Raw genomic sequence first — 25,851 nt, 5'->3', positions numbered from 1 at the left:
ATTAAATATAATAATCCATATATTGTTTTAATAAATTTTCAAATTGTTCTCCATCAGGTATATTTTTTTCATATTGTTCTATAGTATATTGATGTTGTGTATCTAGTTTATTTATCATTGTCCAATCTCCTGCAAATCCCATTCTTCTAGCAATTTGATACTTTCTTTGTGTTTGTCTAGGTAATGATAAAAAGGAGTTGATATAATCTATCATATCATTTAAATCTTTATCTAAATATCCATTTACATTTTGCAATAAATTAATAATATGGTCACTTGCTAAATAACCATTACAATTTTGAATATGTTCTAACATTATTTTAATTTCTAGCAATTTTTGTATATCACTACATTCTACAAATTCTCCAGATTTTACTAAATCTTCCATAAGAGAACCACTTTTTACAACAAACGTTCTCAGTCTTACAAAGTCTGGATTGACAGCATTAATTACATTTGCTGTTTCAATAGCATTTTTTTCAGAATATTTTTCTCCGCCAGCACCTGGCATAAAATAAATAGACAGTTCAATACCAGCTTGTTTTACTTTTTTTCCGCCTTCTATTTGTTGTTTTTGAGTAGTTCCTTTTCCAATTAACTGTAAAATATCATCGGCACCTGTTTCAAAACCTGAGTGAATTCTGTCTAATCCTGCTGACTTTAATTGATAAAATTGTTCTTGTGTTATTCGACATAACGTATCTGCTCTACCATAAGATGTAATACGTTTTATTTCAGGCAATTTTTGACGAATATATTTTATAATTTCTGTAAGCCATTCTGTTTTTAATACAAGAGTATTCGCATCTTGCAAAAATATAGAATGACAGCCTCCTTCTGTTATCCAATGAAAAACCATATAATAACATTCTTTTTCAGTTGATGTAGATAATTTATCAAATTCTTTTTGAATAGAAGAAATATCTAGTTTTCCGTTGCTATTATATTTTTGTATTTCATCACGATAATATGCCATAGCATCTATATCTTTTTTTATATCCTCTACTGTTCGAGTATGAAATTGTTTTGTTTTATACAACATACAAAATTTACATTTATTCCAAGGGCAATTTTCTGTAACACGAAGTAACAAACTGTTTGCCTCACTTGGTGGACGAATAGGTCCAATTTGAAATTCCATAGTAATATTATCCTCTCTTTATATTTATTGAAATAAAAGGAATGGATTTTTCCACTCCTTTTTTATTATACTATATCCATTTCCTTTTGTATATGACTTTATTCATAAGCAAAAAATGTACTTTGTGCTGGTGTACCATCTAGTTCCCAAAGTGTATTACTTGGTACAATTTCTATAGTACCATTTGGTCTTTGTATTGCTACATTATTTGCCATATTATTATATTCTTCTACTAAAACATAAGGCGAAGCAGAATAATCTTCTATTATAGCAACTTTTTCTCCTGTTGCCTTATCTTTTTTTTCAGAAAGTATAAATCTTTTCCAGTTATCGTCCCAATAATAATTTTGATTTACTACACGATTTTTTGCAGTATAAAATGTACTTTCATCTGGAATATTGTCTTTATCTGTACTTTCTGAAATTTTATATGCTTGATATTGTACTAATTTTAATGTAGGATTATTCTCATTATTTTCTCCTGATGAAAACTCTGAACGTTCTTCAATTTTTTGCCAACGTTCTTCTCCAGAGGTGTCCCAACTGCCATTCCATGTCACTTCAATACCTTCTGGTACATTTAGAACATTTTGAAACATTTGATTTTTGTCGTCCCAAATATAGCCTTTTAAAAAAGAAGAACGTTCGTAAGCACCAATATTTTGATTTGCATATTCTCTTACAATCATAATATTTGTACCATCACTATTTAAAGGTAAAAATAAAACATCTCTAACATCAAAAAAATCTCCTACATCATCTATATATGTATAATTTTCTCCTGTTTTATCTTTTGTATAAGCTGCTAAAACTGTATTTTTTAGTCCAAAAGATAATGCAATTACTGCTTGTTGTTGTCCATTTCCTAATAAATCTCCTTGATATACTGTAATTTCTAATACTTCATTAGGAGAAAAAGTTACATTTCTTCCTGTATCATTTAATACAATTCTAGCAATATTTTGTTTATTTTTTTCATCGTTTGGATTTTCTAACATATCTGATGTAATCTGTTCTACAACACCATATGTTTTTATGGTAAATATTGTAAATATTGCAAAAGCAATACAAATGATAATACCCCATCTTTTTAAAAACTTAACCATGTGGTATACACCTCCTATACCACTATGTATATGATTGTTTTTGTCAATTCTTTCCCATTTTTTTACCAAACAGCAACGATACCATCTGCTCTAGGTTCTGTTGCACCAACTAATACACCATTTTTTTGACGCAATATAATTTGCCCTCTACCAAAATCAATATTTTCTGCCTCTACTATAACATTATGCCCTTTTCTTACTAATTCTTCTGTAATAGCATAAGGAAATGTTCTTTCTAAGGCGATTTTTTTGTCGCCTAGCCATTGCCATCTAGGTGCGTCTAAAGCTTCTTGAGGGTTCATATGAAAATCAATTAAATTCATAATTGTTTGCATATGACCTTGTGGCTGCATAAAGCCACCCATAACACCAAAAGCTCCTACTGCTTCTTCATCTTTTGTTAAAAATCCTGGAATAATTGTATGATAAGGTTTTTTACATGGAGCAATACAATTTTCCATTGTTTCATCTAATGAAAAATTAGCACCTCTGTCATGTAGTGCAATACCTGTATCAGGTATTACAATTCCAGAACCAAAACCTTCATAATTGCTTTGAATGTAAGAAACCATATTACCTTGTTCATCTGCAGTACAAAGATATACAGTGCCGCCACAATAAGGATTTCCATGTTTTGGAAAAATAGCCTTTTCTCCTATTTCTTGTCGTCTTTTTTCAGCATACTGAGTAGAAAGAAGTTGTTGTGTTGTAACTTTCATAAAACGCTTATCACTTATATATCTTTTTCCATCTTCAAATGCCAATTTCATAGCTTCTATTTGTTTATGATAGGTATCAGTACATTCTCTATATTTTATATCAAATCCATTTATGATATTTAATGCCATCAATGCTACAATACCATGACCATTTGGAGGTATTTCCCAAACATCATACCCCTTATAATTGATAGAAATAGGTTCTACCCACTCTGGTGCGTAATTTTTTAAATCTTCTTTTGTTAAATAACCACCTGTTGTTTTTGAAAAGTCATCTATTTTATCAGCTAATGCACCCTTGTAAAAAGAAGTACATTTTGTTTGAGCTAATTCTTCCAATGTTTTGGCATGATATGGAGCACTCCATATCTCTCCCACAAAAGGGGCTCTTCCTTTTGGAGCAAAAATGCGAAACCATTCATCAAATACAGCTTCCTTACATTCTTTGCTATAAGTTTGAAAAGATTTTTCCCAAAGTCTTGCAATGGTAGGTGTTACAGCAAAGCCTTCTTTTGCATAAGAAATTGCAGGCTGTAATAATGTTTCAAATGGTAATTTTCCATATTTTTCAGAAAGTTCTGCCCATGCACCTACTGCACCTGGTATGGTAACAGGGAGCCAACCCCAAAAAGGCATTTTTTGATAGCCTTGTTTTTTTACTTCTTCTACTGTAATTTTTTTTGGTGACATACCACTGGCATTTAATCCTAATAACTTTCCTTCTTTCCATATCAGTGCAAAAGCATCACTTCCTAAGCCATTTGAAGTAGGTTCTACTACTGTTAAACAAGCTGCTGTAGCAATAGCTGCATCAATAGCATTTCCTCCTTTTTTTAACATATCTAAACCAGCCTGTGCAGCAAGAGGTTGAGAAGTGCAAACCATACCTTTTTTACCATATACTACTTTTCTTATTGATGGATATATATATTTTTGACTATCGAATTTTAATTCCAAAAATAACCCTCCCTTATAAAATAAATATTATTTCTATTATTGTATGTATTTTATAAGTAGAAAGCAATATATTTTGTTGTTAATTGTCAGAAGATTTTTGTTTTTGTCTTCCCTCATGGTCTATTTCGTAATTATCTCTTATGATTATTTCAGAAATTGGCACAATTTCATAACCCTTTTGTTTTAATCCTTTTATAATACTGTCTAAAACTTGAGGTGTGTATTTTGCATCATTATGAAACAATATAATAGAACCATTTCCTAAATGCTTATGATTTAATACTTGATTTATTTCATGTTCTGCTCCTAGTTCTTTCCAATCTAAACTATCTACATCCCATTGTATTGTATAATATCCTGTTTCTTGTGCTGCTTCTATTGTTTTATTATCGTATTCTCCAAAAGGAGGACGAAATAGCTCCATATCTACCCCTGTCAAATCTTTTACTTTTTGATGTGCTGTTTGTAATTCTTGTTTAATCTGTTCTTTTGTAAGCTGGCTCATATGAGGGTGTGTTGCAGAATGATTTCCTAAGTCATGCCCTGCTTCTGCAATTTTTTTAACTTCTTCTGGATAATCTTCTACCCAATAACCACACATAAAAAATGTTGTTTTTACATCGTTTTTATCTAATATTCTTAAAAGTTCATCTGTGTCATCTGCACCCCAGTGTGCATATAAATAAGTACGATTTATTTGTTATGTGTCTTTTTTATTATAAATTTTATGATAAAATAATATTGAGGTGATATTTTATGTTTAAAAGAGAAGAAGTAGTAAAAATACTTAATCAAGCACATCAAATTGATAAAAATTGTGAAATATTTGGTTCATCAAAACATCGTTATGTTCTTAATCCCCCTATAAGAAAGTCTTTTGTTCAAGGAGTAGAGCAAAAATATGGTTTTAAATTACCAGAAGATTATTTTCAATTTATTACAGAAGTTGGTGATGGAGGAGCAGGCCCTGATTACGGAATATGGCCATTTACAGATTTTTTAATGAAAGGTAACAGTCCAAGTATCGAAAAATTTAAAGAAGCCTATCGATGTAGCCTTTCAAATTCTTTTACACCAAGACAAATGCAATTAGAAGAAGTAGAAGAATATTGTACTGTGTCAAAAGAATTTTATAAAAAAAATCCAGACAAATATTTTATATATAAAAAATTTGATGACGAAGATAGTTGTGATGAAAATGGCTTTTTCATACCTGATACAGATTTATGTGATACAAATGGCTTTTTTGTACTTGGAACACATGGTTGCCAATTTGACTTTGGAATTGTTATATCAGGAGAAATGCGTGGACAAATACTTACTACAGATAATGAAGGAGCTTATGCTGTTATTGCACACAATTTTAGTGAATTTTATCAAGAATGGCTTGATTACCTTTCAGATAAGGAACAATTTCAAAAAGATTTAGAAGAATGGAAAAGATATTGAAAAGAGAAATATAGTAAATTGACAAAAAAATAATGTTATATTATAATTAATATATAATTTTATAATATTTTCTTCAAAAATGGTAATATCCTACCGGCGGTAATAGCCCGCAAGCATTTCATGCAGAATTCGGTTTTATTCCGAAGCCGACAGTAAAGTCTGGACGGGAGAAGAAAAATTGTATGATGTTTTAATATCAATTATTTTTCTTCTCTTTCATATAGGTTATAGAAGAAAATTCTATTAAAACATCGTACTATAAACGATGTTTTTTTATTTTGTAAAAAAGAAAAGAAAGGAAGTGTTTTTTATGGAAGTAAAAGTAAATCCTCTAGCAACGGAAAGTATACCAAAATTATTATTAAAATTTTCTGTTCCTACTACACTTACATTAATGGTAAATTATTTATACAATATTGTTGACCAAATATTTGTAGGGCAAGGTGTAGGTATTACAGGTATTGCAGCTACTAATATTTCTTTTCCCTTCTCTATAGTATGTACTGCATTGGCACTTTTAATAGGAGATGGCTGTGCCGCTCGTATTAGTTTATATCTTGGAAGAAAAGAACAACAAAAAGCTGATAAATGTTTTGGAAATGCTTTTCTTCTCTTAATTTTATGTGGTTTATCTATTGTATTATTAGGAAATTTATTTTTAAAAGAGTTATTGTTACTTTGTGGTGCAACAGAAACAATATTACCTTCTGCATTACAATATACAAGAATAATATTGTTTGGATTACCTTTTATGATATTTAATGTTGCATTTACTGCTATTATTCGTTCTGATGGAAACCCTAAATATACTATGAAAGCTATGATGATTGGTGCTGTGATTAATATTATATTAGACCCCATTTTCATATTTTATTTTCATATGGGAGTACAAGGAGCTGCTATAGCTACTATACTAGGCCAAATTGTATCTGGTATTATTTGTATTTATTATATACCTCGTTTTCAAAATATTACATTTCAAAAAGAAAATATGGCATTTGATTTACATACTTCTGTCAAAATTTTGTCACTTGGTATTCCTAGTTTTATTACTCAAATTGCAACAGCTTGTACTCAAATTGCTATGAATAATATAATGAGATATTATGGTACTGATACGATATATGGTAGTGATATTGCACTTTCTTGTTATGGTACTATGATGAAAGTATACCAAATTGCTCATGCTATGTTTGTAGGTGTTTCTTCTGGAACACAACCTATCAATGGTTTTAATTATGGAGCAAAACAATATAAAAGAGTAAAACAAACCTATTGTACTGCTGTTATAATTGCATTAGTTATTTCAATTATATGGTGGTTTATATATCAATTTTTCCCAGCACAAATTGCTGCACTTTTTGTTAGCAATGAGCAAGAATATTATATCTCATTTGCTGTTCATTGTTACCATTTTTATATGATGGCATTTTTTATTTATGGAATTCCTACTGTGACATCTTCTTTTTTTCAAGCAATAGGAAAACCTGCCAAAGCTCTTATTATTTCCGTTTGTCGCCAGATATTATTTTTAATACCTCTTTCTATTATTCTTTCTTCAAAATATGGTATAAATGGTGCGTTAATATCTGCTCCTATTGCAGATATTCTAGCATTTTTATTAGCTATTACATTAATATTATATGAATTAAATAGTTGGAAGAAAAAAGAATTAATTTAAATAAAACAAATCCCAAATTTACATATAACATAAAGAAATTTGGGATTTATTATAAAAAATAAAATGGAGAATATTGCTATATCAATAATGTATTAGATTTTTTTTAAAATAATCATCAATTTTTTTCTTAATTTCTGTAAGTTTTAAATATTTTGATAAATACCCCTCTGGCTTTAATGCTATTACCTTTTCAACGCTTTCATGGTCTGTTTTACTAGTTAAAAAAACAACTGGAACATCTGCAAATTCTTCTTCTGAACGAAGCATTTCTAGTATTTGTTTTCCATTACAAATTGGCATTTCGTAATCTAGCAAAACCAAATCTGGTTTATCTAATGTGATAGCTCGAATTGCAGACAAGCCTGATTTTGCTAATGAAACAGCATAATCTTCACTAAGTAATTCTTTCATACCTTGTCGTATTGTAGCAGAATCATCTACTACAAGTACTTTTGGTTTTGATGTTCTTTCTTCCATTTCTTTTTCTACAAGTGTTTTTTCAAGTTCAATAGTTACAGTAGCTGTGTTTGTTTGTTTGGGTATTACTTCTTTATTACTTGTTTTTCTTTCATTAAAGTATTTTTCAAGTTCAAACATTTTAGTATCTATATTATTTGTAGTATCCGTTTTTGCTTGTTTATCATTCATTTCCATTTCTGCAAAATATTTGTCAATTTCTTTTATTGTATTATTTATATTATTTCCTTTATTTGTTTTAGTAGCTGCTGCTTTGGCTCTTTTTTGTATTACTTCTTTTTCATTTTGTTCTTTTTCCATAAGATATTTTTCAATTTTTGCTATTTCTTTATTTGTATCAATTGGATTTATAGTACTATTCTGAAGTAACTGAGGTGCAATAACACTATAAGAAAAATATCCTGCACCTGTATTAAATAATAAACTAACTTGAGTTTTTTCTTTTTCAAGTGTTTTTTGAAACTGTTCATAACTTAATAAATTTTCTTCTTCTATTTCACATAATTCTGTAGATGGAAAATATTTCATAACACGTCTTACAAACTGTTGTGCTGTATATCTAGTAGCATTTAACAACATAGTATCAAGTTTATTTGATTTAATCCCCATAATTTTTCCAACTGTATTGATAAGTAGTTGTTCTTCAAAAGCCATAAAAATTTCCCATTTTTCTTCTTCATTTCCTTCCATACTATAAACTACATGATAATATATTCCTCTACCAAATTTTTCACCACCATAAGTTTGACTAATTACTTGAGACTCTAAATGAAACATATTATATAAAAGTTGTATAATTGTCTTTTCTATTGCTGTATATTCCTTATCTGATAAGCGATTTTCCCATCTACTTATTGTTTGCCCTACAATAGCAAGGTCCTCTGTTAATGTATGTCCAATTAACCACCCAGCACAAACACCTATAAAGTGACTCATTGCCTCTGGAGAATAATTTGTAATTTTTAATTCTTGTTCTAATGCAGGCAATGTGTGGTCTCGAAATCCTTTATGTATATATCTATGCGTTTCAAGTTCTCTATAAGAAATAGATTCCATGTACTTTTCTTCATCTTCAAAGTGTTTTAGTGCATGTTCTTTAAAATATTTTATTCCTTCTAAACATGCCCATTGACCTTTTTTTTCTTCTTCTCCAAATGCTAAAAGCTTGTTGATAATCCTAAAAAGTCTTTGATGTTCTTTATCAATAATATCTACACCGATATTATAATTGTCACTCCACACTAATTGATTATCCATATAAAATCCTCCTTTTACTATAGTCAAGCTTATATTTCATGTAAAATTAGAATTTTTGTAAAAATTCCTTTCTTTTGTTTTATTATGCTTTTTATTTAGTACTTTAAAAATCTAATCTACAATACAATTTTAATAAATATGCTATAAATGAAAGAAGAAATTTATAAAAATTGTATTTTTGTTTTAAATAACATAAGCATTCTTAATAACATAATAATATACCTTCCTTTTTTTATAATTATTTTTCTACATTACTTACTTTACATTATGCCATATTTCTAATATTTTTAAAATAGACTTTTTGCAATAAAATGGCACACAAATTTTAGCACTATTTTGGTAAATGCTTTATAAAATATTATGTATACTAATATAATATGTAGCCTGTCCATTTATTGTTACTTTATAATATAATTATATTATAATCGTATTTTTATAAATTAAATTTTTTCAAAAGGTATACTTTTTAGAAAGACAGTAAAAAATGTCAAAAAGTATACTTTTTGACATTTTTTCTATATTATTAAATTTCTTTAATTTTTGTATTATCACAATACATTTTTTATTTCTGCTGCATTTGTTCAATTTTATAGCTTGCTATATTTTTTAATATTGTTAAATAATTAGCATATAATATTTTAGTTCTTTGCTGTGTAATAGGTTCTTGTACTAAATAACACATTTCAAATACTTGACGTATCCAATTATAATAAGTATATGAAATGTTTTTAATTGCTTCTTGAGAAGATACTTCTTTTAGCTCTAATTCCATTTGTTTTACTTGAGCATCACAAATTACTTGTATGACATTTTCTGTAATTTTTGTTTCTTTTGCTTTTTTTATTATTTGGTTCCAGTTTCTTTGATAAATAGAGTTAATTCTTCCACCATATCCTCTACATATTCTTTCCCAATCGTTCCACATTTTTTCCATATTTTCACGAGGAACTAAATCATTAATTTCTTTGCACATATGATTTAACTGCGTAATACACATTATAGCAGTTCTATCTAATTGTTTTTCTTCTGGTTTTATATTAAATGCTTTTTCAGTAGTATGTTCTTGAGATAATTCGACAGCTGCATTTTTTAGTGTTGTAATATTTTCGTTTTCTCCTTCTAATTTTTCTAATTCTTTTTCTAAATCTTCTATAGTAGGTTCTGTTTTTTCATTCCAAATCGTTTTATGTTGTTCTATTTCAGAAATTATTTCGAGTTCTTCATTTTCATTTTCTTTTTGGGCAATAAGTTCTCCTAATTCTTCTAGTTCTTCCCATGCTGGTTCTTCAATTTTATCTGTCGCTTCTTTCAAAAAAGAATTTTCTTGATATGTTTCTGTATTATCTTTTTCTATTATGTATTGTTTTAACTCATTGACTGAGGCTAAAATTTCAGCTAATGTAATAGCAATATCTTCTAGTATACTTTTTTCACTAGAATAATTTTTTGGATTTTCCTTTACATTTAAAACATCATGAATATTTACTTTTTGATATTTTTGTATTATCTCTTCTTCTTTTTGTTTTGAAATATTTTCTCTAAAATCTGCTATCACACGAAATAAACTAGATTCAGAAAGATTTAAACAGTCTGCTGCTTGTGCAGCTGTTAACATACGATTTTCTGCCAAATTATAATAATAAAATACTTTTTCTAGTGTTTCATCATCATATTTCTTTCTCACTTTATATTCCCCTTCCCCTTGCATTACAGAAAAGCACAAAGAATATTCTTTGTGCTCCTAATTTTAATTTAATGTAACTATTAGTGTTTCTGGGTTCCATTGAATATTATTTTCATTAATTCCTAAAAGGTATGCCATATCTTCTACAGAAATAAAAACTCTACTATTCTTAATTTCTGGTGCAGTTTTCATAGGTGTAGCAACACCATTCAAATTCATAATATTATTGCCAATTTGTATACTACCAATACGTTGACCAGAACGTATCACAACAGTTTTTGTTTCTTCATTCCATTGTACACTCACACTATCAGATAAGTTTTCTATAACAACACGCAAAGGTATCATAATTGTTCCATTATATAAATAGCCTTTTTCCGGTTCTGTATTTTGTTCTGATACTGGAATAGATATCACATCTCTATATAGAATAGGAGTTTCTTGTTTCTCTCTTGGTGTTGTACTAATTGTTACAAAATCTTTTATTAAAGTAACAGATGATGTGGCATCATTTCCTTTTTTTGTACTTTGTTCATAAAATCCACCAAACACATTATTAGGATATGTCTCACTTTCTTCTGTAATTAAATCTAAATTATAAGTACCATCTGCTAAATTTCCATCTAAATAAAACTTAATATTAGAAATTTTTATTTCAGATGCTTGAGAACTTGCTTTTTCAATAGTAATTTTTAAAATATCTCTATCTATATCTATTTTTTTAACACGAATATTTCCTTTTGTAATTTCTACTGTTGCACCATCTTCAAAGAGCAATCGGTCTGCCTTTAAATAAATTGTTTTATCTTTTTCAAAAAGTCCTGGCGTTGGTTCTGTAATAACAATATCTTTTACTTGTGATTGACGAGTTGCAGAATGTAATCCGTTTGTAGTTGTCTTATCAATTGTATAGGATGGTGTATTTGCATAAACTACATTTCCAATAGTATTAGTCAATAACATAATGGATAAGACAAGTGCTGTTTTTTTCATGTCTTTTCCTCCTTATTTAATATACTACTATTTTACTGTATTTTTCGCCAAAAATCAATGGAAATAAATATTATAATAATAAGAATTATTTCAAATTTTTTATTAGGAAAGATATTCATTTATAAATTGATTTTCATTTAATATAGGTATATTTAATTCTTTTGCTTTTTTATTTTTAGAGGAATTAGATGTTATATTATTATTAATTAAACACTTTGTTTTTTTAGTAATAGTTCCTGTTACTTTTCCACCAAGAAGCTCTATTTTTTGTTGTAATTCTTTTCTATTTGAAAATTGTATTAAATCTCCTGTAATAACAAAAACCATATTAAGCAAAGGCAAATTTTCAACCTCTTCTACAATTTCTGGCTTTGTAAATGTAATGTATTGTAGTACTTTCTGTAACAATTTTATATGTTTTTCGTTGTGAAAATACTGATAAATACTATGAGCGATAATTTCACCAAAACCATCAATAGAAACAATGTCTTCTTCTTTTGCCTCTATTATTTTTTGTAAATCATATTCAAAATATTTACAAAGTAATTTAGCATTACTAAGTCCTACATGATTAATACCAAGAGCATATATAAAATTTGGAAGTGATACTATTTTAGATTTTTCAATAGAAATTATTAGTTTTTCATAAGAACGTTCTCCAAATCCTTCCATATTTTCTATAATATTTTTATGTTGTTTTAATAAGAAAATATCAGTATAGTCTTTTATAAACTCTTTTTCTACAAATTTTTTTAATGTTTCCTCAGAAAGTCCTTCTATATTCATAGCATCTCTTGAAACAAAATGAGAAAGTGAAAGAATTTTTTGTGCTTGACAATTCGGATTAGTACAATATAATGCTTTTCCATCTTTTAAAATACGAATTTCTGTTTCTCCACCACAAACAGCACAATATTGAGGTATTTTGATATTATTTTTTTGGGTTAAATTTTCTGCAATTTGGGGAATAATCATATTTGCTTTATAAACTTTAATGATATCCCCTATTCCTAATTTTAATTCTTCTACTATACTAACATTGTGTACACTTGCCCTACTAACAGTAGAACCTTCTAATTCAACAGGTTCAAAAACAGCAATAGGATTAATTAAACCAGTACGAGATGTATTCCAAATTATTTCTAACAATGTTGTTTTTGCCATTTCATCTGCCCACTTAAATGCAATAGAATCTTTTGGAAATTTAGAAGTTGTTCCCAAGCTATTACTATAAGAAATGCTGTCATATGTTAATACAAGTCCATCTGATGCAAAATCATTTTTCATTACTTTATTTTTATATTCTTGTACTGTTTTCTCTATAGTATCTTCTATAACTTCACTATGTTCTACAACAGTAAATCCCATTTTTGTAAGCCAATTCATTTGATTTATTTTAGAATTTTTAAAATCAATATTATCTGCTTTTGCTAATGTAAAAGCATAAAAAAGTATATTTCTTTTTGCAGCAATTTCACTATTTAATTGACGAACAGAGCCACTACAAAGATTTCTAGGATTTTTATAACTTTCTCCTTCTTGTAAAGAAAGATTAATTCTTTTAAATTCTGAAAAAGTAATAATCCCTTCTCCTCTAATAACAAGTTCTTCTTTATAAGGAATTTTTAAAGGAATGTTTTGAAATACTTTTGCATTATGTGTTACATCTTCTCCTATAGAACCGTTTCCTCTTGTTACTGCTTGTACTAACTCACCATTTTGATATGTTAATACAATAGTTAGTCCATCTAATTTCCAAGAAAGAATACCCTTTTGTTCTTTTAAAAACTCTTTTAACTTTTCTACTTCTTTCGTTTTATCTAATGAAAGAATAGCAACATCATGTTTTATTTTTTTTAAATTGCTTAATATAGTATAGCCTACTTTTTGAGTAGGACTGTTTGCCAAAATAGTATTTGTTTGTTTTTCTAATTGTAACAATTCATCATACAATTTATCATACTCATGGTCAGACATAATTTCTTTATCTTCTTGATAGTATGCACAAGAAGCCTTATTTAATAATGCAATCAGTTCTTTCATTCTTTCCATATATGAAAACTCCTTATTCTTCAATTTTTTTCAATTTAGAAAGTCCTGCCATAAATTTTTTAATTCCTTTTTCTCCAAAAGAAACTTCTACTTCAAAATCAGCACCACCAGAAGAAATAGATTTTACAATTCCAATACCATATTTAGGTGCACGTACTTTATCTCCTTCTTTAAAATCAATTTCAATATTTTTTGGAGAAGGAATTTCTAATTTAGTTTTTACCATACCATAAGGATTTGGCTTTGTAAATGTTGGCTTAATTCTCATTTTTGTTTTTAAAGCATATTCTTTTGCTGCAGCAGAAATAGGACGTACTGGCATTTCAATTAATTCTTCTGGTATTTCATTTAAAAATCGAGATGGTGTATTATATTGTGTAATACCATGTTGCATTCTACTTTTTGCAAAGGATAAAAATAATTCTTGTTTTGCTCTTGTAATCCCTACATAACATAGTCGTCTTTCTTCTTCTATTTCTTTTGTTCCTCCATACATAACACTGCTATAACTAGGAAAAATTCTTTCTTCCATACCAATTATAAATACATAATTAAATTCTAACCCCTTAGCAGTATGTAATGTCATAAGTGCAACATTACCATCATTTTCTTCATAGCTATCAATATCAGCTACTAATGCAATATCTTCCAAAAATCCTGAAAGCCCTCCCTCTATATTTTGTTTTTCGTATTCAGCGGCTTTATTTATAAATTCGTCTATATTTTCAATTCTTGATAATGCTTCATCTGTACCTTCATTTAACAGTATTTGTAAATAGCCTGAACGTTTTAAAATACAATCAATTAAATCCATTACAGAAAGTTGATGTACTTCATTTCTTAAGTCTTCTATTAGTTCATAAAAGTCTTGAAATTTTTTAGCTCTTGTTTTTAATTCTGGTATTTCATCTAAATGGGATAATGCTTCATAAAATGTCATATTATTTTCTATTGCAAAATGATTTACTTTTTCAATAGAAGTATCACCAATGCCTCTTTTAGGAACATTGATAATTCTAAATAGTGCAATATTATCTGATGGATTAGATAATACTTTTAAATAACAAATAATATCTTTAATTTCTTTTCTTTCATAGAAACGAACACCGCCAAAAAGATGATAAGGTATAGATTTTTTTACAAGTTGGTCTTCAATTGTACGAGATTGTACATTAGTACGATATAAAACAGCCATTTCGTTATAACTTTTTCCACTTCTTTTTAATTCTTCTATTTTTTCTGAAACAAAACGACTTTCATCATATTCATTTTCTGCTTTATAGACGTGAATAACATTTCCTGTTTCATTCTCTGTCCAAAGAGATTTACTTTTTCTTGTAATGTTATTATGAATAACAGAATTTGCAGCTTCTAATATTGTTTTTGTAGAACGATAATTTTGTTCTAATTTAATAAGCTTTGCTCCTACAAAATCTTTTTCAAAATCCAGTATATTTCTAATATTAGCACCACGCCAGCCATAAATACTTTGGTCATCATCTCCTACTACACAAATATTATTATGTCTTTCAGCGAGCATTTTAATTAATATATACTGAGCAGTATTTGTATCTTGATATTCGTCTACCATAATATATTGAAAACGATTTTGATATTTTTCTAAAACTTCTGGGTGTTGTTGAAACAATAGTACTGTCTTATAAATTAAATCATCAAAATCAAGTGCATTATTTTCTTTTAACATAACTTGATATATTTGATATATTTTTGCAGTTTGTACTTCTTTAAAATCATTTTTGTCTATTTTTGCTGCATATTCTGTCCAGCTAATTAGTTCCTCTTTTTGTTTACTAATGCGAGCTATAGCACTTCTAACTGAATATTCTTTATCTGTTAAACTAATATTTAATTTTTTAAAACATTCTCTCATTAATTTTTCTTGGTCATCAGCGTCATAAATAGAAAAATGATTATCAAAATCCATATGATGAATTTCACTTCTCAAAATTCTAACACAAGTAGAATGAAATGTACTCACCCAAACATCATTTGCAACTTCTCCTATCAAGTTGTTAATTCTTTCTCTCATTTCTTTTGCTGCTTTATTTGTAAATGTAATAGCAAGTATATTCCATGGACGAATTCCTTGTTCAATCATATGTGCAATACGAACAGTTAATGCTCCTGTTTTTCCAGAACCTGCACCTGCTAAAATCAATACAGGTCCATCTACCTGTAACACAGCTTTTTGTTGCATATCATTTAATTGTGTAAAATTTATCATAATTTTTATTTCTCCTATTCTGCTTTTAAAACAAAAAAAGAGGAAGGCAGAATACCTCCCTTCTGTTTTTAGTTCATTGTTTTGTTTTCCTCATTTTGTTTAATACGATTGATGGCTAATTTATATCCATCTGTGCCATATGTTAAAGCTCTATTTACACGACTGATTGTCGCAGTAGAAGCACCTGTTTTTGCTGCAATTTCAACATAAGTACATTTATTATCAAGCATTTCTGCTACTTCCATACGTTGTGCAATAGCGTGTATTTCATGAACAGTACATAAATCTTCAAAAAGCTGATAACATTCTTCTATTGTTTCCATAGACAAAATATATTGAAACAGTTTATCTGTAGACGGATTTTTAATTTTTATATTCATTAAAATGCACCTTCTTTACCTCTTTTTTCTATATTTATATAGTAACATTCTAAAGTGCTAAAGTAAAGAAGTTATTGATTTCTTTTTAATGCTTTTTTTAATTTTTCAACAGAAGTATTTACAACTAATGTATCTGGAAAACCAACTTTTTCTAAAAGAGAATTACAATATGTAAAATCTCCTATTTGCGTATAAAAATGTGCATCGCTTCCTAACACTACAGGTACCTCATATTCCATAGCATAATTTAATATTTGTTCAATAATAATATCGCTTCCTTTTCTAAATCCACTAGGAACAAGAGAAGCATTATTGATTTCTAATAAACATTTGGTTTTTTTTGAAGTTTGCACAATTTTTTTTATATCAATAGGATATCTGGGGTCACCAGGGTGTCCTAAAATATCAATAAATGGATTTTCCATAGCTTTAATACAAGCATTTGTATTTTCTTTTTCTGTACCAAATGAAATACATGGAGGGTGTAAACTAGCAATAGCAATATCTAATGTTTTTAATATATCTTCTTGTAAATCAACTGTACCATCATAATCCATAATATTCAATTCTGCACCATGCAAGACTTCTACATTATGCAGAAATTTTGGTAAAATATGATAATTAGTAAAAAATGCTCTGGGAGCTGTATTTTTCATACCAGGTGCATGGTCTGTCATAGCAATTAATTTCAATCCCTTTTGATTTGCTGCTTTTGCATTTTCGTCTATAGTACTATATGCGTGTTGACTAATAACAGAATGTGTATGAATATCTACAACATATTTCATAAAATTCATCTCTTTTCAATCGTTTTTATTAAAACAAGTATACCATGTTTTATTTATATTTTCAAAATAAAAATGGAGAACAAAAACAAAAAGAAATAATAATTTCTTTATTTTCATTGATATAAATAGTATCCACAAAATAATGTAATAAAATACGATTTAATTTTTCTTCTTCACAAAAAGTACTATTCTTATAAATATTTTGTAATGATGATTTTATTTTTTGTATTTTTTTTTGATATGTATTTTGATATTCTATAATATCTCTTTCTTCTAAAATGCCATGAGAAAAGGCTTGTAATAATCTTTTTTTTCCTTCAGAATATTTTTTTTGTTCTTGTTTTAATTGTTGTTGTAGCGTTATTTGATTTTGTTTGCTTTGTGCTTTAATACAAATTTGTTGTTCCTTTTCAAAAAAAAGAATAAATAATATATTTAATATATATTGTAATATATCAATTAATGTTTCTTCTTTTATAGTGTGAGGAGTACAAATAATTTTAGAAGCATTTTTATAACTACTACAACGATAATAATAAATTTTCTCTCCCTTTACATTGTTACTATAACAATAATATAACGTTCTATGACAATGATAACATTTTAATATTCCTGAAAATAATGCTGTGTTTTGTTTTTGTTGTATTTCTCTCCTTTTTGTTTTCATCATCTGTTGTACTTTTTGGAATGTTTCCTCTTCAATAATGGCTTTATGAGTATTTTTTATTTTAATTTCCTTTCCTTTTTCAATAGGTACTTTTTTTCTTTTACTCTTGTTATCTTCTAAAACTTTTATCATTTTTGTTTTTTTTTGAATTAAATTACCTATATAAACTTCATCAGAAAGTATTTTATGTATAGTAGAATAAGTCCATATATAAAAAGGATATTCTTTTTTTGCTGGCTTATAGTTAGAATGATTTTTCTTTTTATATTCTGTGGGGCAAAGTATCCCTTGTTTATTAAGATATATCGCAATAGATTGCTTTGACATACCTTCTAAAAACAAATAAAATATCTTTTTTACAGTTATTGCTGCTGGCTTATCTATTACAAGCAAATATTTATTAATCTTATCTTTTTTATATCCATAAGGGGCAAACGCTCCTACAAATTTTCCATCTTGTCTTTTGATGTCTAAATTCATAGAAACTTTTCTAGATATATCTTCTGGATAAGTACTATTTAATACTGCTAAAAATCCCATTTTTAAATCATCAATTCCATTTTGAGCATATAAACTATCAAATCCTTCTCCTAATGACACAAAACGAATATTTAATTTTTGAATATCATATGCTATAAATTTTAAAGAATCTACAGAATTTCTACTTAATCGAGAAAAATCTTTTACAATAATCATATTTATTTTTTTGTTTTTAGCATCTTGTAGTAGTTGTTGATAAGCTGGTCTATCTGTAACTGTACCTGTTTTACCATCATCAATATAATAAGATACAATTTCAATGTCATCTTCGCTATTTTCTGCATATATTTGTGCCAATCTCTTTTGATTTTCTATACTTTCAGAACTAGAATGCTTTTTTCGTGTAACGTCTTCTTTTGATACTCTAGCATAAACTCCAGCTTTTCTTGCAATAATGTCTTTCATAAAAAATTCCTCCGTACTTTGTACTATGCTGCCCACGCTGCATCAAAACTAATAGAAACTTTTTTTTCTGATGTATCTACACAATAAATAGGCAATTTTCTTTCTGCTTCTGCAACATGAAATACAGATTGTACTGTTGGAGAAATCATATGTACAGACAACGCAAGTGCTGCAATACCTCCTAAAACGCAAAGAATTTTTTTCTTTGTTACAACAATAGATTTTATTATTTTCATAATAGTACCTCCTAAAATATCATATTTTCTTTTTCAATATATTCTAGGTAGTACTATGTTTATGCAAAAAAACCTTCTTTCTTAATTTAAAAGAAAGAAGGTTTTCATATTAATCGTTATATCGTATAAATACGTAACTTTTCAATTCTATTTTTGTCAACTTCTTCTACTACAATTTTAATATTGTCTGTTTCTACCTCTTCTCCCCCATCAGGAAAAGAGCCTAAAATACCAATGACATAGCCTCCTATGGTATCAAAATCTTCTGACTCTAAATGTAATCCTATCATTTCATTAACATCTTCTAGCCTTGTAGAACCATCAACAATAAATTCATCTTCTTTTATTACTTCAATTTCTTCCTCTTGCTCATCATATTCATCAGCAATATCTCCTACAATTTCTTCAACCAAATCTTCTAATGTGACAAGCCCAGATGTACCACCATATTCATCTAATATTACAGCTGCTCGAATACGATTTCCTCGCATCTCTGAAAATAATTCTGAAATAGGTTTACTTTCATAAGTAAAAAATGGTTCACGCATATAGTCTGTAATTTTAAAATGTTTTTCATCAATGAATATAATATCTTTTACATATAAAATGCCTACAATATTGTCTACACTTTCATGATAAACAGGAAGTCTGGAAAAGCGTTCTTCTTTAAATATAGAAACAATTTCATCATATGTTATTGTATCTTCCACACAAACCATATCTGTACGAGGTGTCATAACATCTTTTGCTTTTAAATCACCAAAGTCAAACACATTATTAATCATACGACGCTCATCAACTTCCAAAACGCCCTCTTCGTGACTTACATTTACCATTGTTTTTAACTCTGCTTCTGTAATGGTAGGTGTTTTTTCAGTTGAGTTTCCACCTAATATTTTAATTAATACATTTGTAATTAAATTCATTACTTTTACAACAGGCGTTGAAATAAATACAATAACTGAAATAATGTTTGCTACCACTAAAGACACTTTTTCTGCATTTTGCGATGCTAATGTTTTTGGTGTAATTTCACCAAATATTAGTATAATAATAGTAATTACCATTGTAGCAGCACCTACACCAGATTGACCACCCAATAAAGATACTGCAATCATCGTTGTTAAAGCAGCAGCAGCATTGTTTACTAAATTGTTTCCTATCAATATAGAACTTAACAGTCTGTTAGGGTCATCTATTAGTTTTTGAACTTTATCAGCATTTTTTACATTTTCTTCTGTCATATTTCTTAATTTAATTTTGTTTAAAGAAGTCAAAGCTGTTTCTGATGCAGAAAAAAATGCAGAACCACATACTAAAATCAATAAAATTAATATTAACCACCAACTGCCGGGGTCTTCCACTGAAATCACACTCCTAAAATATAAATAATAATATTATCAGTTTACACGTTAAAATATTATACCAGAAACTAATTCATAATGCAAATAAATCTATATTTTTGCTACACCAGTACAAATAGCAGCTTCAGATACTGCTTTAGCAATAGCAGAAACAACACGTTTGTCAAAAGGAGAAGGAATAACATAATCTTCATTTAGTTCCTCTTTTGTAATCAAATCTGCAATAGCGTAAGCAGCTGCTAATTTCATTTGTTCGTTAATATCTTTTGCTCTTACATCTAACGCTCCCCTAAATATACCTGGAAATGCTAATACATTATTAATTTGATTTGGATAATCAGAACGTCCAGAACAAGCAATCCTTGCCCCTGCTGCTTTTGCTTCATGAGGTAATATTTCAGGTATAGGATTTGCCATAGCAAATACAATAGGATCTTTTGCCATAGTTGCTATCATTTCTGCTGTTAATAATTTTGGAGCAGATACACCAATAAATACATCTGCACCTTTTATTACTTCTGCTAATGAACCTTTTTTGCAATAAGGATTTGTAATTTGTGCTAACTCTGTGAATGCTACATTTTCATAAACTTCGTCTTTATGAATTGCTCCGCAACGGTCAACCATAACAATATCTTTTATTCCTGCTTGCAACAACAATTTTGAAATCGCTGTTCCTGCACTACCTGCACCAGAAATTACAACAGAAATTTCACTTTCTTTTTTACCAACAATACGTAGTGCATTTTTTAGTCCTGCAAATACTACAACAGCTGTACCATGTTGGTCATCATGAAATATAGGAATGTCTGTTACCTCTTTTAATTTCTGCTCTATTTCAAAACATCTAGGTGCGGAAATATCCTCTAAATTAATTCCCCCAAAACTGCCTGAAAATAGACTAATTGCATTTACAATTTCATCAACATTTTTAGAACGAACGCAAAGCGGAATAGCATCAATATCTGCAAAACATTTAAAAAGAGCAGCTTTCCCTTCCATAACAGGCATACCTGCTTCTGGTCCAATATCTCCTAATCCTAATATGGCTGTACCATCTGTAATAACGGCAACTGTGTTCCATCTTCTTGTTAATTCAAAAGATAATTCTGGATTTTTTTGTATTGCAATACAAGGTTCTGCTACACCAGGTGTATAAGCAATAGAAAGTTCTTCATTATTTTCTATTTTTGCTCTACTGATTACTTCCACTTTTCCCTTCCACTGTTTATGTGCTTGTAGTGCCTTTTGTTTTAAATCTTCCATTTATTATGCTCCTCTTTGCTTTTTTCTATTTCTTCTGCTAACTCACTAAGGTATATCCATCTTTGCATTGCATTTTCTAATTCTATTTCAATATTTTCTTTTTGCGTAACAATTTCTTGTAATTTTACATAATCACTAGCAACTTCTTCTTCTTGCTTTTGTAATTGTTTTAATTTTTCTTCTAAATTACTAATTGTATCTCCTATCGTTTCGTATTCTCTTTGTTCTATATAAGTCATTTTTTTGGCTCTTTGTGTTTTAATTGGAGTAGATTGTTTTTTAGGTGTCGTAATAGTATCTACAGTAATTTCTTGTTGTTCTGATTGGTGCTTATAGTCACTATATCCACCTTCATATTGTTTTATATAACCATCTTTTTCAAAAGCAAATATTCTATTTACAACTTTATCCAAAAAATATCTGTCATGAGATACCGTAATAACAGCACCTGAAAAAGTATCTAAATAATTTTCTAATATTGTTAATGTTTGTATATCTAAATCATTTGTTGGTTCGTCCAAAAATAATATATTTGGTGCTTCCATAAGTACTTTGAGTAAATAAAGTCTTCTTTTTTCTCCTCCTGACAAAGTAGATATAGGACTTCTCTGCATATCCAAGGGGAAAAGAAACTTTTCAAGCATTTGAGAAGCTGTAATTTTTCCATCAGCAGTAGAAACATATTCAGCTATATCTTTAATATAATCAATTACTTTTTGAGATTGTTCCATATCTTCATTTTCTTGTGAAAAAACACCTACTTTTACAGTTTCGCCAATTTCAATATTTCCACTATCTGGTTTTAATACCCCTGTCATCATTTTAACAAGTGTAGACTTTCCACAACCATTTTTTCCAACAATACCAATTCTATCATGGCGAAGTAATATATAACTAAAATCATTGATATATTTGATATTATGATAACTTTTTGAAATATGTTCTACTATAATTGTTTTTTTGCCTAAACGTGCAGAACCAGCACTAATTTCAATATTATCTTTTTGTTCTGGTGCTTTTTGAGAAGAAATTTCTTCAAAACGCTGTAATCTTGCCTTTTGTTTTGTACTTCTTGCTTGTGCCCCTCTTCTTACCCACTCTAATTCGGTTCTTAAAAAATTTTGCCTTTTTCTTTCTCCTAATTGAAGTAATTCTTCTCTTTGTGCTTTCAATTCTAAATATTTACTATAGTTGCCTTCATACGGATATAATTTTCCTTGTTCCAGTTCAATAGTACGATTTGCAACTCTATCCAAAAAATATCTATCATGAGTAACCATAATCAATGCTTTTGTATAATGAGAGAGATGTTTTTCTAGCCATTCCACTGTATCATTATCAATATGGTTTGTAGGTTCATCTAATATTAACAAATCTACAGAAGAAATCAATGATCTTGCTAATGCTACTCTTTTTCTTTGTCCTCCAGAAAGTTGAGATGTTTCTTGTTGAAATTGCGTAATTCCTAATTTTGTTAATATTGTTTTTGCTTCACTTTCTAGTGACCAAGCATTTTCTTTGTCCATTTGTTCCGTTAGTATTGAAATTTGTTTTTGCCAGTAAGCATCAGAAGGATTTTCTATATTATTTGTAATTGCTGTTTCATAATCTCTTACTAAATTCATTTTTTTGTCATTACTTTCAAAAACTTGCTGCAATACAGTACCTTTATGATGAAATATAGGTGTTTGTGGTAAATATGCCACTTTTAATCCATTCATTGTTACAATTTGACCACTATCCCCTTTTTCTACTCCTGCTATAATTTTTAATAATGTAGATTTTCCTGTTCCATTTACACCAATGATACCAATTTTGTCGCCTTCATTAATGCCAAATGTAATTTCATCGAAAAGTATTTTATTTCCAAAACTTTTATACAGTTTTTCTACTGTTAAAATATTCATATTTTAAAGCTCCTTTTATTTTCCATATTGCTGCATTGCTTTAAAAACTGCTTCATATGCTTGCTTTGGTACAATAGAAATATTATCAGACTGTCTTTCCAAATAATAAACATGGGCACCTTCTTCTACAATAGATGCTACCATAAATGCTCTGTCCAACGTTTGTGCTCCTGCAACAACGCCATGATTTGCTAGTAAACAAGCATAATTTTTACCTAGTGCTTTTACTGTTTCATAAGCAAGTTCTTTGCTTCCAGGAGGAGCAAATGCAGCAACTTCTATTTCTCCTGCACCAGCTAATCCCATTTCTGTTAATACTGCTGGAAGTTTTTCGCCTTGAGATGCTAATACAGTGGCATAAAGAGAATGTGTGTGTATTATGGCATGAATGTCTTCTCTTTGTTTGTACACAGCTAAGTGCATAGGTAATTCAGAAGAAGGCCTTTTTCCATTTTCTAAATATAAATTTCCCTCTAAGTCTGTAATACAAATATCTTTTTCTGTCATATCCTCATAAGAAGCACCAGAAGGTGTAATTGCTACAAATCCTTTTTTTCTATCTATCATACTAATATTTCCAAATGTTCCAGAAACAAGTCCAGAAGCTACAATAGATTTTGCAGTTTTTAATACTTGTTTTTGCATTTTAAATATACTTTCTGTACTTTTTGGTTTTCTGCCTTCTCTTAATGCTTGTAAACTTTCAGAAAATGGAGGATAGGCTACTCCCTTTTCTGTAATAATAGCAGTAATATTTTGATGAGGTGTTACATCAAATGCAGGATTAAATATAGATACATTAGAAGGTGCAGTTTGTTTTTCTCCAAAATAACGTACTTCTTGAGCATCTCTTTGTTCAATGGGTATTTCTTCTCCTGTTTCCATATCAAAATCAATCGTAGAGAGTGGTGCAGCAATAAAAAATGGTATATTATGTTCTTTTGCTAATATAGATAAACTATAAGTACCAATTTTATTAGCACTATCTCCGTTTTTAGTAATGCGGTCAGCCCCTGTAATAACAGCTTGTACCCATTTATTTTTCATTACCACACCAGCCATATTATCGCATATTGTTGTTACATCAATACCGCTTTGAGAAAGTTCCCATGCTGTCAAGCGACTGCCTTGCAAAAGAGGTCTTGTTTCATCAGAAAATACTTTAATTTCTTTTCCTCTTTGTTTCATTATATATGCAGGAGCAAGAGCAGTACCATACATAGATGTTGCTAAAGCACCTGCATTACAATGTGTTAAAAATGCTTTAAATCCACTAATATTATCTAAAATATCAGCACCATATTCTCCTATTGTTTTACAAGCCTCAATATCTTCTTGTAACATTATTTCAGCTTCATTTAAAAGTTGTTGTAACATCATTTGTATAGACATTTCTTTTTGTAAATGAGATTGCCATATTTCTTTTCCCTTTTGTTTCATTCTTTCTATTGCCCAATGTAAATTAACAGCAGTAGGACGAGATGTATCTATATAATCACCAATTTCTATCAATTTAGATAAGAAATCATTTTTATTTGCATTTTCTTTTTCTGTCCAATTTTTCATACCAATATAAACGCCAAATGCTCCTGCTAAACCAATTGCTGGTGCACCTCTCACTTCCAATTTTTTAATAGACTGCCATATTTCTTCTACTGTTTTCATTTCTTTTACAACACAATTTTCAGGTAACTTTGTTTGATCCAATATCATCACTTTATTATTTTCAAACCATATTGGTTTTGGCAACATTTTTTACACCACCTTTTTACGAAAGAAAGCCTCGCAAAATACGAGGCTCGAATTATAATTAAATATTATACAGCTGCCAAAGCTTTTATAGATGCAATAAAATCTGTATATTCTTGTGTATCTTTCATTTCCTCTAATAAATTTCCAAATCTTTGTTTTGGTTTTCCATGTGCTTTAAAAAAGTCAGTACAAATTGTTGTTACTTCTGCTGCTTTGTCTGCTTCAATTCTACAAATTTCTTCTCCCATTATAGACTCTCTACCAAATCTACCACCAATAAATATTCTTAATCTGCCCTTTGGTGCTCCCATAAATCCTAAATCATTAATTTGTACTTTTGCACAATTATTTGGACAGCCTGTAACATTAATTTTAAATTTATGTGGTAAATTCATTGGGTAAAATTTATCATGAAGTTCTTTACAAATAGCTTGCGTATCTACTAAACCAAATTTGCATACTGTACCTTTGCAACATACAAGAGGACGAACCTTAGCACCTGTTCCGCCATAAATAACACCAAGTCTGTCCATTTCTTCTTTCATTGGAGCAATATTTTCATAAGGAATTCCTACAATTTCAATGTTCAAACGAACTGTAACAGCACCAATTCCTTTACCATATTTTTCAGCTAACATAGCAACATTTTTTAAATCTTCTGCTGTTGCGATACCAGCTGGAAATATAATACGCAAAACAAACTGCTCTTTATCTTTCATCAATAAAAAGCCTTCTCCTTTTAATGCGGCTAATTCTTCTGGTGACAAATTTACCATATATACAAC

At 28.9% G+C, this 25,851-nt stretch carries 20 protein-coding genes and 1 riboswitch; of the genes, 2 read left to right on the top strand and 18 right to left on the bottom strand.

The annotated features are described in order from the left end of the window. Window position 1 precedes the first annotated feature (1 nt). The 4 genes from C820_RS10290 to C820_RS10275 all read right to left on the bottom strand — a co-directional run bounded on the left by C820_RS10290 (window position 2) and on the right by C820_RS10275 (window position 4,620). A complete protein-coding gene (locus C820_RS10290) occupies window positions 2-1,141 on the bottom strand; it encodes a radical SAM protein (RefSeq protein WP_004034151.1) in 1,140 nt (379 codons plus the stop codon). Window positions 1,142-1,239: 98 nt separating this feature from the next. Further along, complete coding sequence (locus C820_RS10285; protein ID WP_004034152.1) at window positions 1,240-2,247, bottom strand: hypothetical protein; 1,008 nt, start codon at window positions 2,245-2,247, stop codon at window positions 1,240-1,242. 62 nt (window positions 2,248-2,309) lie between these two features. Next, a complete protein-coding gene (locus tag C820_RS10280; protein WP_004034153.1) occupies window positions 2,310-3,923 on the bottom strand; it encodes a gamma-glutamyltransferase family protein in 1,614 nt (537 codons plus the stop codon). Between the two features lie 79 nt (window positions 3,924-4,002). Continuing rightward, entirely contained in the window at window positions 4,003-4,620 is a 618-nt protein-coding gene (locus C820_RS10275; RefSeq protein ID WP_083863621.1) for a polysaccharide deacetylase family protein, read from the bottom strand. 59 nt (window positions 4,621-4,679) lie between these two features. On the opposite strand from C820_RS10275, the gene C820_RS10270 reads away from it, so the two are divergent. Beyond that, the gene (locus C820_RS10270; protein ID WP_004034155.1) at window positions 4,680-5,372 is read left to right on the top strand and encodes an SMI1/KNR4 family protein; all 693 of its coding nucleotides are present in this window, start codon (window positions 4,680-4,682) and stop codon (window positions 5,370-5,372) included. Window positions 5,373-5,437: 65 nt separating this feature from the next. Further along, window positions 5,438-5,551, top strand: a riboswitch (FMN riboswitch). Between the two features lie 131 nt (window positions 5,552-5,682). After that, window positions 5,683-7,053: an MATE family efflux transporter gene (locus C820_RS10265; RefSeq protein WP_004034156.1), complete on the top strand. Its 1,371-nt coding sequence runs from the start codon at window positions 5,683-5,685 to the stop codon at window positions 7,051-7,053. Window positions 7,054-7,134: 81 nt separating this feature from the next. On the opposite strand, the gene C820_RS10260 is transcribed toward C820_RS10265, so the two are convergent. The 14 genes from C820_RS10260 to C820_RS10190 all read right to left on the bottom strand — a co-directional run bounded on the left by C820_RS10260 (window position 7,135) and on the right by C820_RS10190 (window position 25,842). Beyond that, entirely contained in the window at window positions 7,135-8,787 is a 1,653-nt protein-coding gene (locus tag C820_RS10260; RefSeq protein ID WP_004034164.1) for a hemerythrin domain-containing protein, read from the bottom strand. 562 nt (window positions 8,788-9,349) lie between these two features. After that, on the bottom strand, window positions 9,350-10,471 hold the full coding sequence (locus C820_RS10255) for a hypothetical protein (protein WP_035295536.1): 1,122 nt from the start codon (window positions 10,469-10,471) through the stop codon (window positions 9,350-9,352). 63 nt (window positions 10,472-10,534) lie between these two features. Further along, window positions 10,535-11,464 carry a copper amine oxidase N-terminal domain-containing protein gene (locus tag C820_RS10250; protein WP_004034168.1) on the bottom strand — a complete coding sequence of 310 codons (930 nt, stop codon included), beginning with the start codon at window positions 11,462-11,464 and terminating at the stop codon, window positions 10,535-10,537. A gap of 102 nt (window positions 11,465-11,566) precedes the next feature. Continuing rightward, window positions 11,567-13,516, bottom strand: coding sequence for an NAD-dependent DNA ligase LigA (gene ligA, locus C820_RS10245; RefSeq protein ID WP_004034170.1), 1,950 nt, complete (start codon window positions 13,514-13,516; stop codon window positions 11,567-11,569). A 13-nt stretch (window positions 13,517-13,529) separates the two neighbouring features. Beyond that, a complete protein-coding gene (locus C820_RS10240) occupies window positions 13,530-15,761 on the bottom strand; it encodes an ATP-dependent helicase (RefSeq protein WP_004034172.1) in 2,232 nt (743 codons plus the stop codon). A gap of 68 nt (window positions 15,762-15,829) precedes the next feature. Next, on the bottom strand, window positions 15,830-16,141 hold the full coding sequence (locus C820_RS10235; RefSeq protein ID WP_004034173.1) for a YerC/YecD family TrpR-related protein: 312 nt from the start codon (window positions 16,139-16,141) through the stop codon (window positions 15,830-15,832). A 71-nt stretch (window positions 16,142-16,212) separates the two neighbouring features. Beyond that, window positions 16,213-16,929: a phosphatase gene (locus C820_RS10230; RefSeq protein ID WP_004034177.1), complete on the bottom strand. Its 717-nt coding sequence runs from the start codon at window positions 16,927-16,929 to the stop codon at window positions 16,213-16,215. Between the two features lie 61 nt (window positions 16,930-16,990). Continuing rightward, window positions 16,991-18,541: a recombinase family protein gene (locus C820_RS10225; protein ID WP_004034179.1), complete on the bottom strand. Its 1,551-nt coding sequence runs from the start codon at window positions 18,539-18,541 to the stop codon at window positions 16,991-16,993. Between the two features lie 23 nt (window positions 18,542-18,564). Continuing rightward, window positions 18,565-18,777 (bottom strand): hypothetical protein, encoded by a 213-nt coding sequence (locus tag C820_RS10220; protein ID WP_004034181.1) that lies wholly within the window; start codon window positions 18,775-18,777, stop codon window positions 18,565-18,567. A 116-nt stretch (window positions 18,778-18,893) separates the two neighbouring features. Continuing rightward, entirely contained in the window at window positions 18,894-20,141 is a 1,248-nt protein-coding gene (locus tag C820_RS10215; RefSeq protein WP_004034182.1) for an HlyC/CorC family transporter, read from the bottom strand. 90 nt (window positions 20,142-20,231) lie between these two features. Then, window positions 20,232-21,407: an NAD(P)-dependent malic enzyme gene (locus C820_RS10210; RefSeq protein ID WP_004034184.1), complete on the bottom strand. Its 1,176-nt coding sequence runs from the start codon at window positions 21,405-21,407 to the stop codon at window positions 20,232-20,234. Beyond that, entirely contained in the window at window positions 21,395-23,314 is a 1,920-nt protein-coding gene (locus tag C820_RS10205; protein WP_004034186.1) for an ABC-F family ATP-binding cassette domain-containing protein, read from the bottom strand. The genes C820_RS10210 and C820_RS10205 overlap by 13 nt, the downstream gene beginning before the upstream one ends. A gap of 15 nt (window positions 23,315-23,329) precedes the next feature. After that, complete coding sequence (gene mtnA / locus C820_RS14595) at window positions 23,330-25,066, bottom strand: S-methyl-5-thioribose-1-phosphate isomerase (RefSeq protein WP_004034187.1); 1,737 nt, start codon at window positions 25,064-25,066, stop codon at window positions 23,330-23,332. A gap of 65 nt (window positions 25,067-25,131) precedes the next feature. Continuing rightward, the gene (locus C820_RS10190) at window positions 25,132-25,842 is read right to left on the bottom strand and encodes a ferredoxin-like domain-containing protein (protein ID WP_004034188.1); all 711 of its coding nucleotides are present in this window, start codon (window positions 25,840-25,842) and stop codon (window positions 25,132-25,134) included. Between the last annotated feature and the right edge of the window lie 9 nt (window positions 25,843-25,851).

The sequence above is a fragment of the Clostridium sp. MD294 genome, from assembly GCF_000364165.2.
GTDB lineage: Bacteria > Bacillota > Clostridia > Lachnospirales > Anaerotignaceae > Coprocola.
This window is presented reverse-complemented; position numbering and strand designations above follow the sequence as displayed.

Bases quoted from the DNA above. Each gene is read 5' to 3' on its own strand.
- C820_RS10290 (WP_004034151.1), bottom strand. From the start codon at position 1,141: ATGGAATTTCAAATTGGACCTATTCGTCCACCAAGTGAGGCAAACAGT.
- C820_RS10285 (WP_004034152.1), bottom strand. From the start codon at position 2,247: ATGGTTAAGTTTTTAAAAAGATGGGGTATTATCATTTGTATTGCTTTT.
- C820_RS10270 (WP_004034155.1), top strand. From the start codon at position 4,680: ATGTTTAAAAGAGAAGAAGTAGTAAAAATACTTAATCAAGCACATCAA.
- C820_RS10265 (WP_004034156.1), top strand. From the start codon at position 5,683: ATGGAAGTAAAAGTAAATCCTCTAGCAACGGAAAGTATACCAAAATTA.
- C820_RS10260 (WP_004034164.1), bottom strand. From the start codon at position 8,787: ATGGATAATCAATTAGTGTGGAGTGACAATTATAATATCGGTGTAGAT.
- C820_RS10250 (WP_004034168.1), bottom strand. From the start codon at position 11,464: ATGAAAAAAACAGCACTTGTCTTATCCATTATGTTATTGACTAATACT.
- ligA (WP_004034170.1), bottom strand. From the start codon at position 13,516: ATGGAAAGAATGAAAGAACTGATTGCATTATTAAATAAGGCTTCTTGT.
- C820_RS10240 (WP_004034172.1), bottom strand. From the start codon at position 15,761: ATGATAAATTTTACACAATTAAATGATATGCAACAAAAAGCTGTGTTA.
- C820_RS10235 (WP_004034173.1), bottom strand. From the start codon at position 16,141: ATGAATATAAAAATTAAAAATCCGTCTACAGATAAACTGTTTCAATAT.
- C820_RS10230 (WP_004034177.1), bottom strand. From the start codon at position 16,929: ATGAAATATGTTGTAGATATTCATACACATTCTGTTATTAGTCAACAC.
- C820_RS10225 (WP_004034179.1), bottom strand. From the start codon at position 18,541: ATGAAAGACATTATTGCAAGAAAAGCTGGAGTTTATGCTAGAGTATCA.
- C820_RS10220 (WP_004034181.1), bottom strand. From the start codon at position 18,777: ATGAAAATAATAAAATCTATTGTTGTAACAAAGAAAAAAATTCTTTGC.
- C820_RS10210 (WP_004034184.1), bottom strand. From the start codon at position 21,407: ATGGAAGATTTAAAACAAAAGGCACTACAAGCACATAAACAGTGGAAG.
- C820_RS10205 (WP_004034186.1), bottom strand. From the start codon at position 23,314: ATGAATATTTTAACAGTAGAAAAACTGTATAAAAGTTTTGGAAATAAA.
- mtnA (WP_004034187.1), bottom strand. From the start codon at position 25,066: ATGTTGCCAAAACCAATATGGTTTGAAAATAATAAAGTGATGATATTG.
- C820_RS10190 (WP_004034188.1), bottom strand. From the start codon at position 25,842: ATGGTAAATTTGTCACCAGAAGAATTAGCCGCATTAAAAGGAGAAGGC.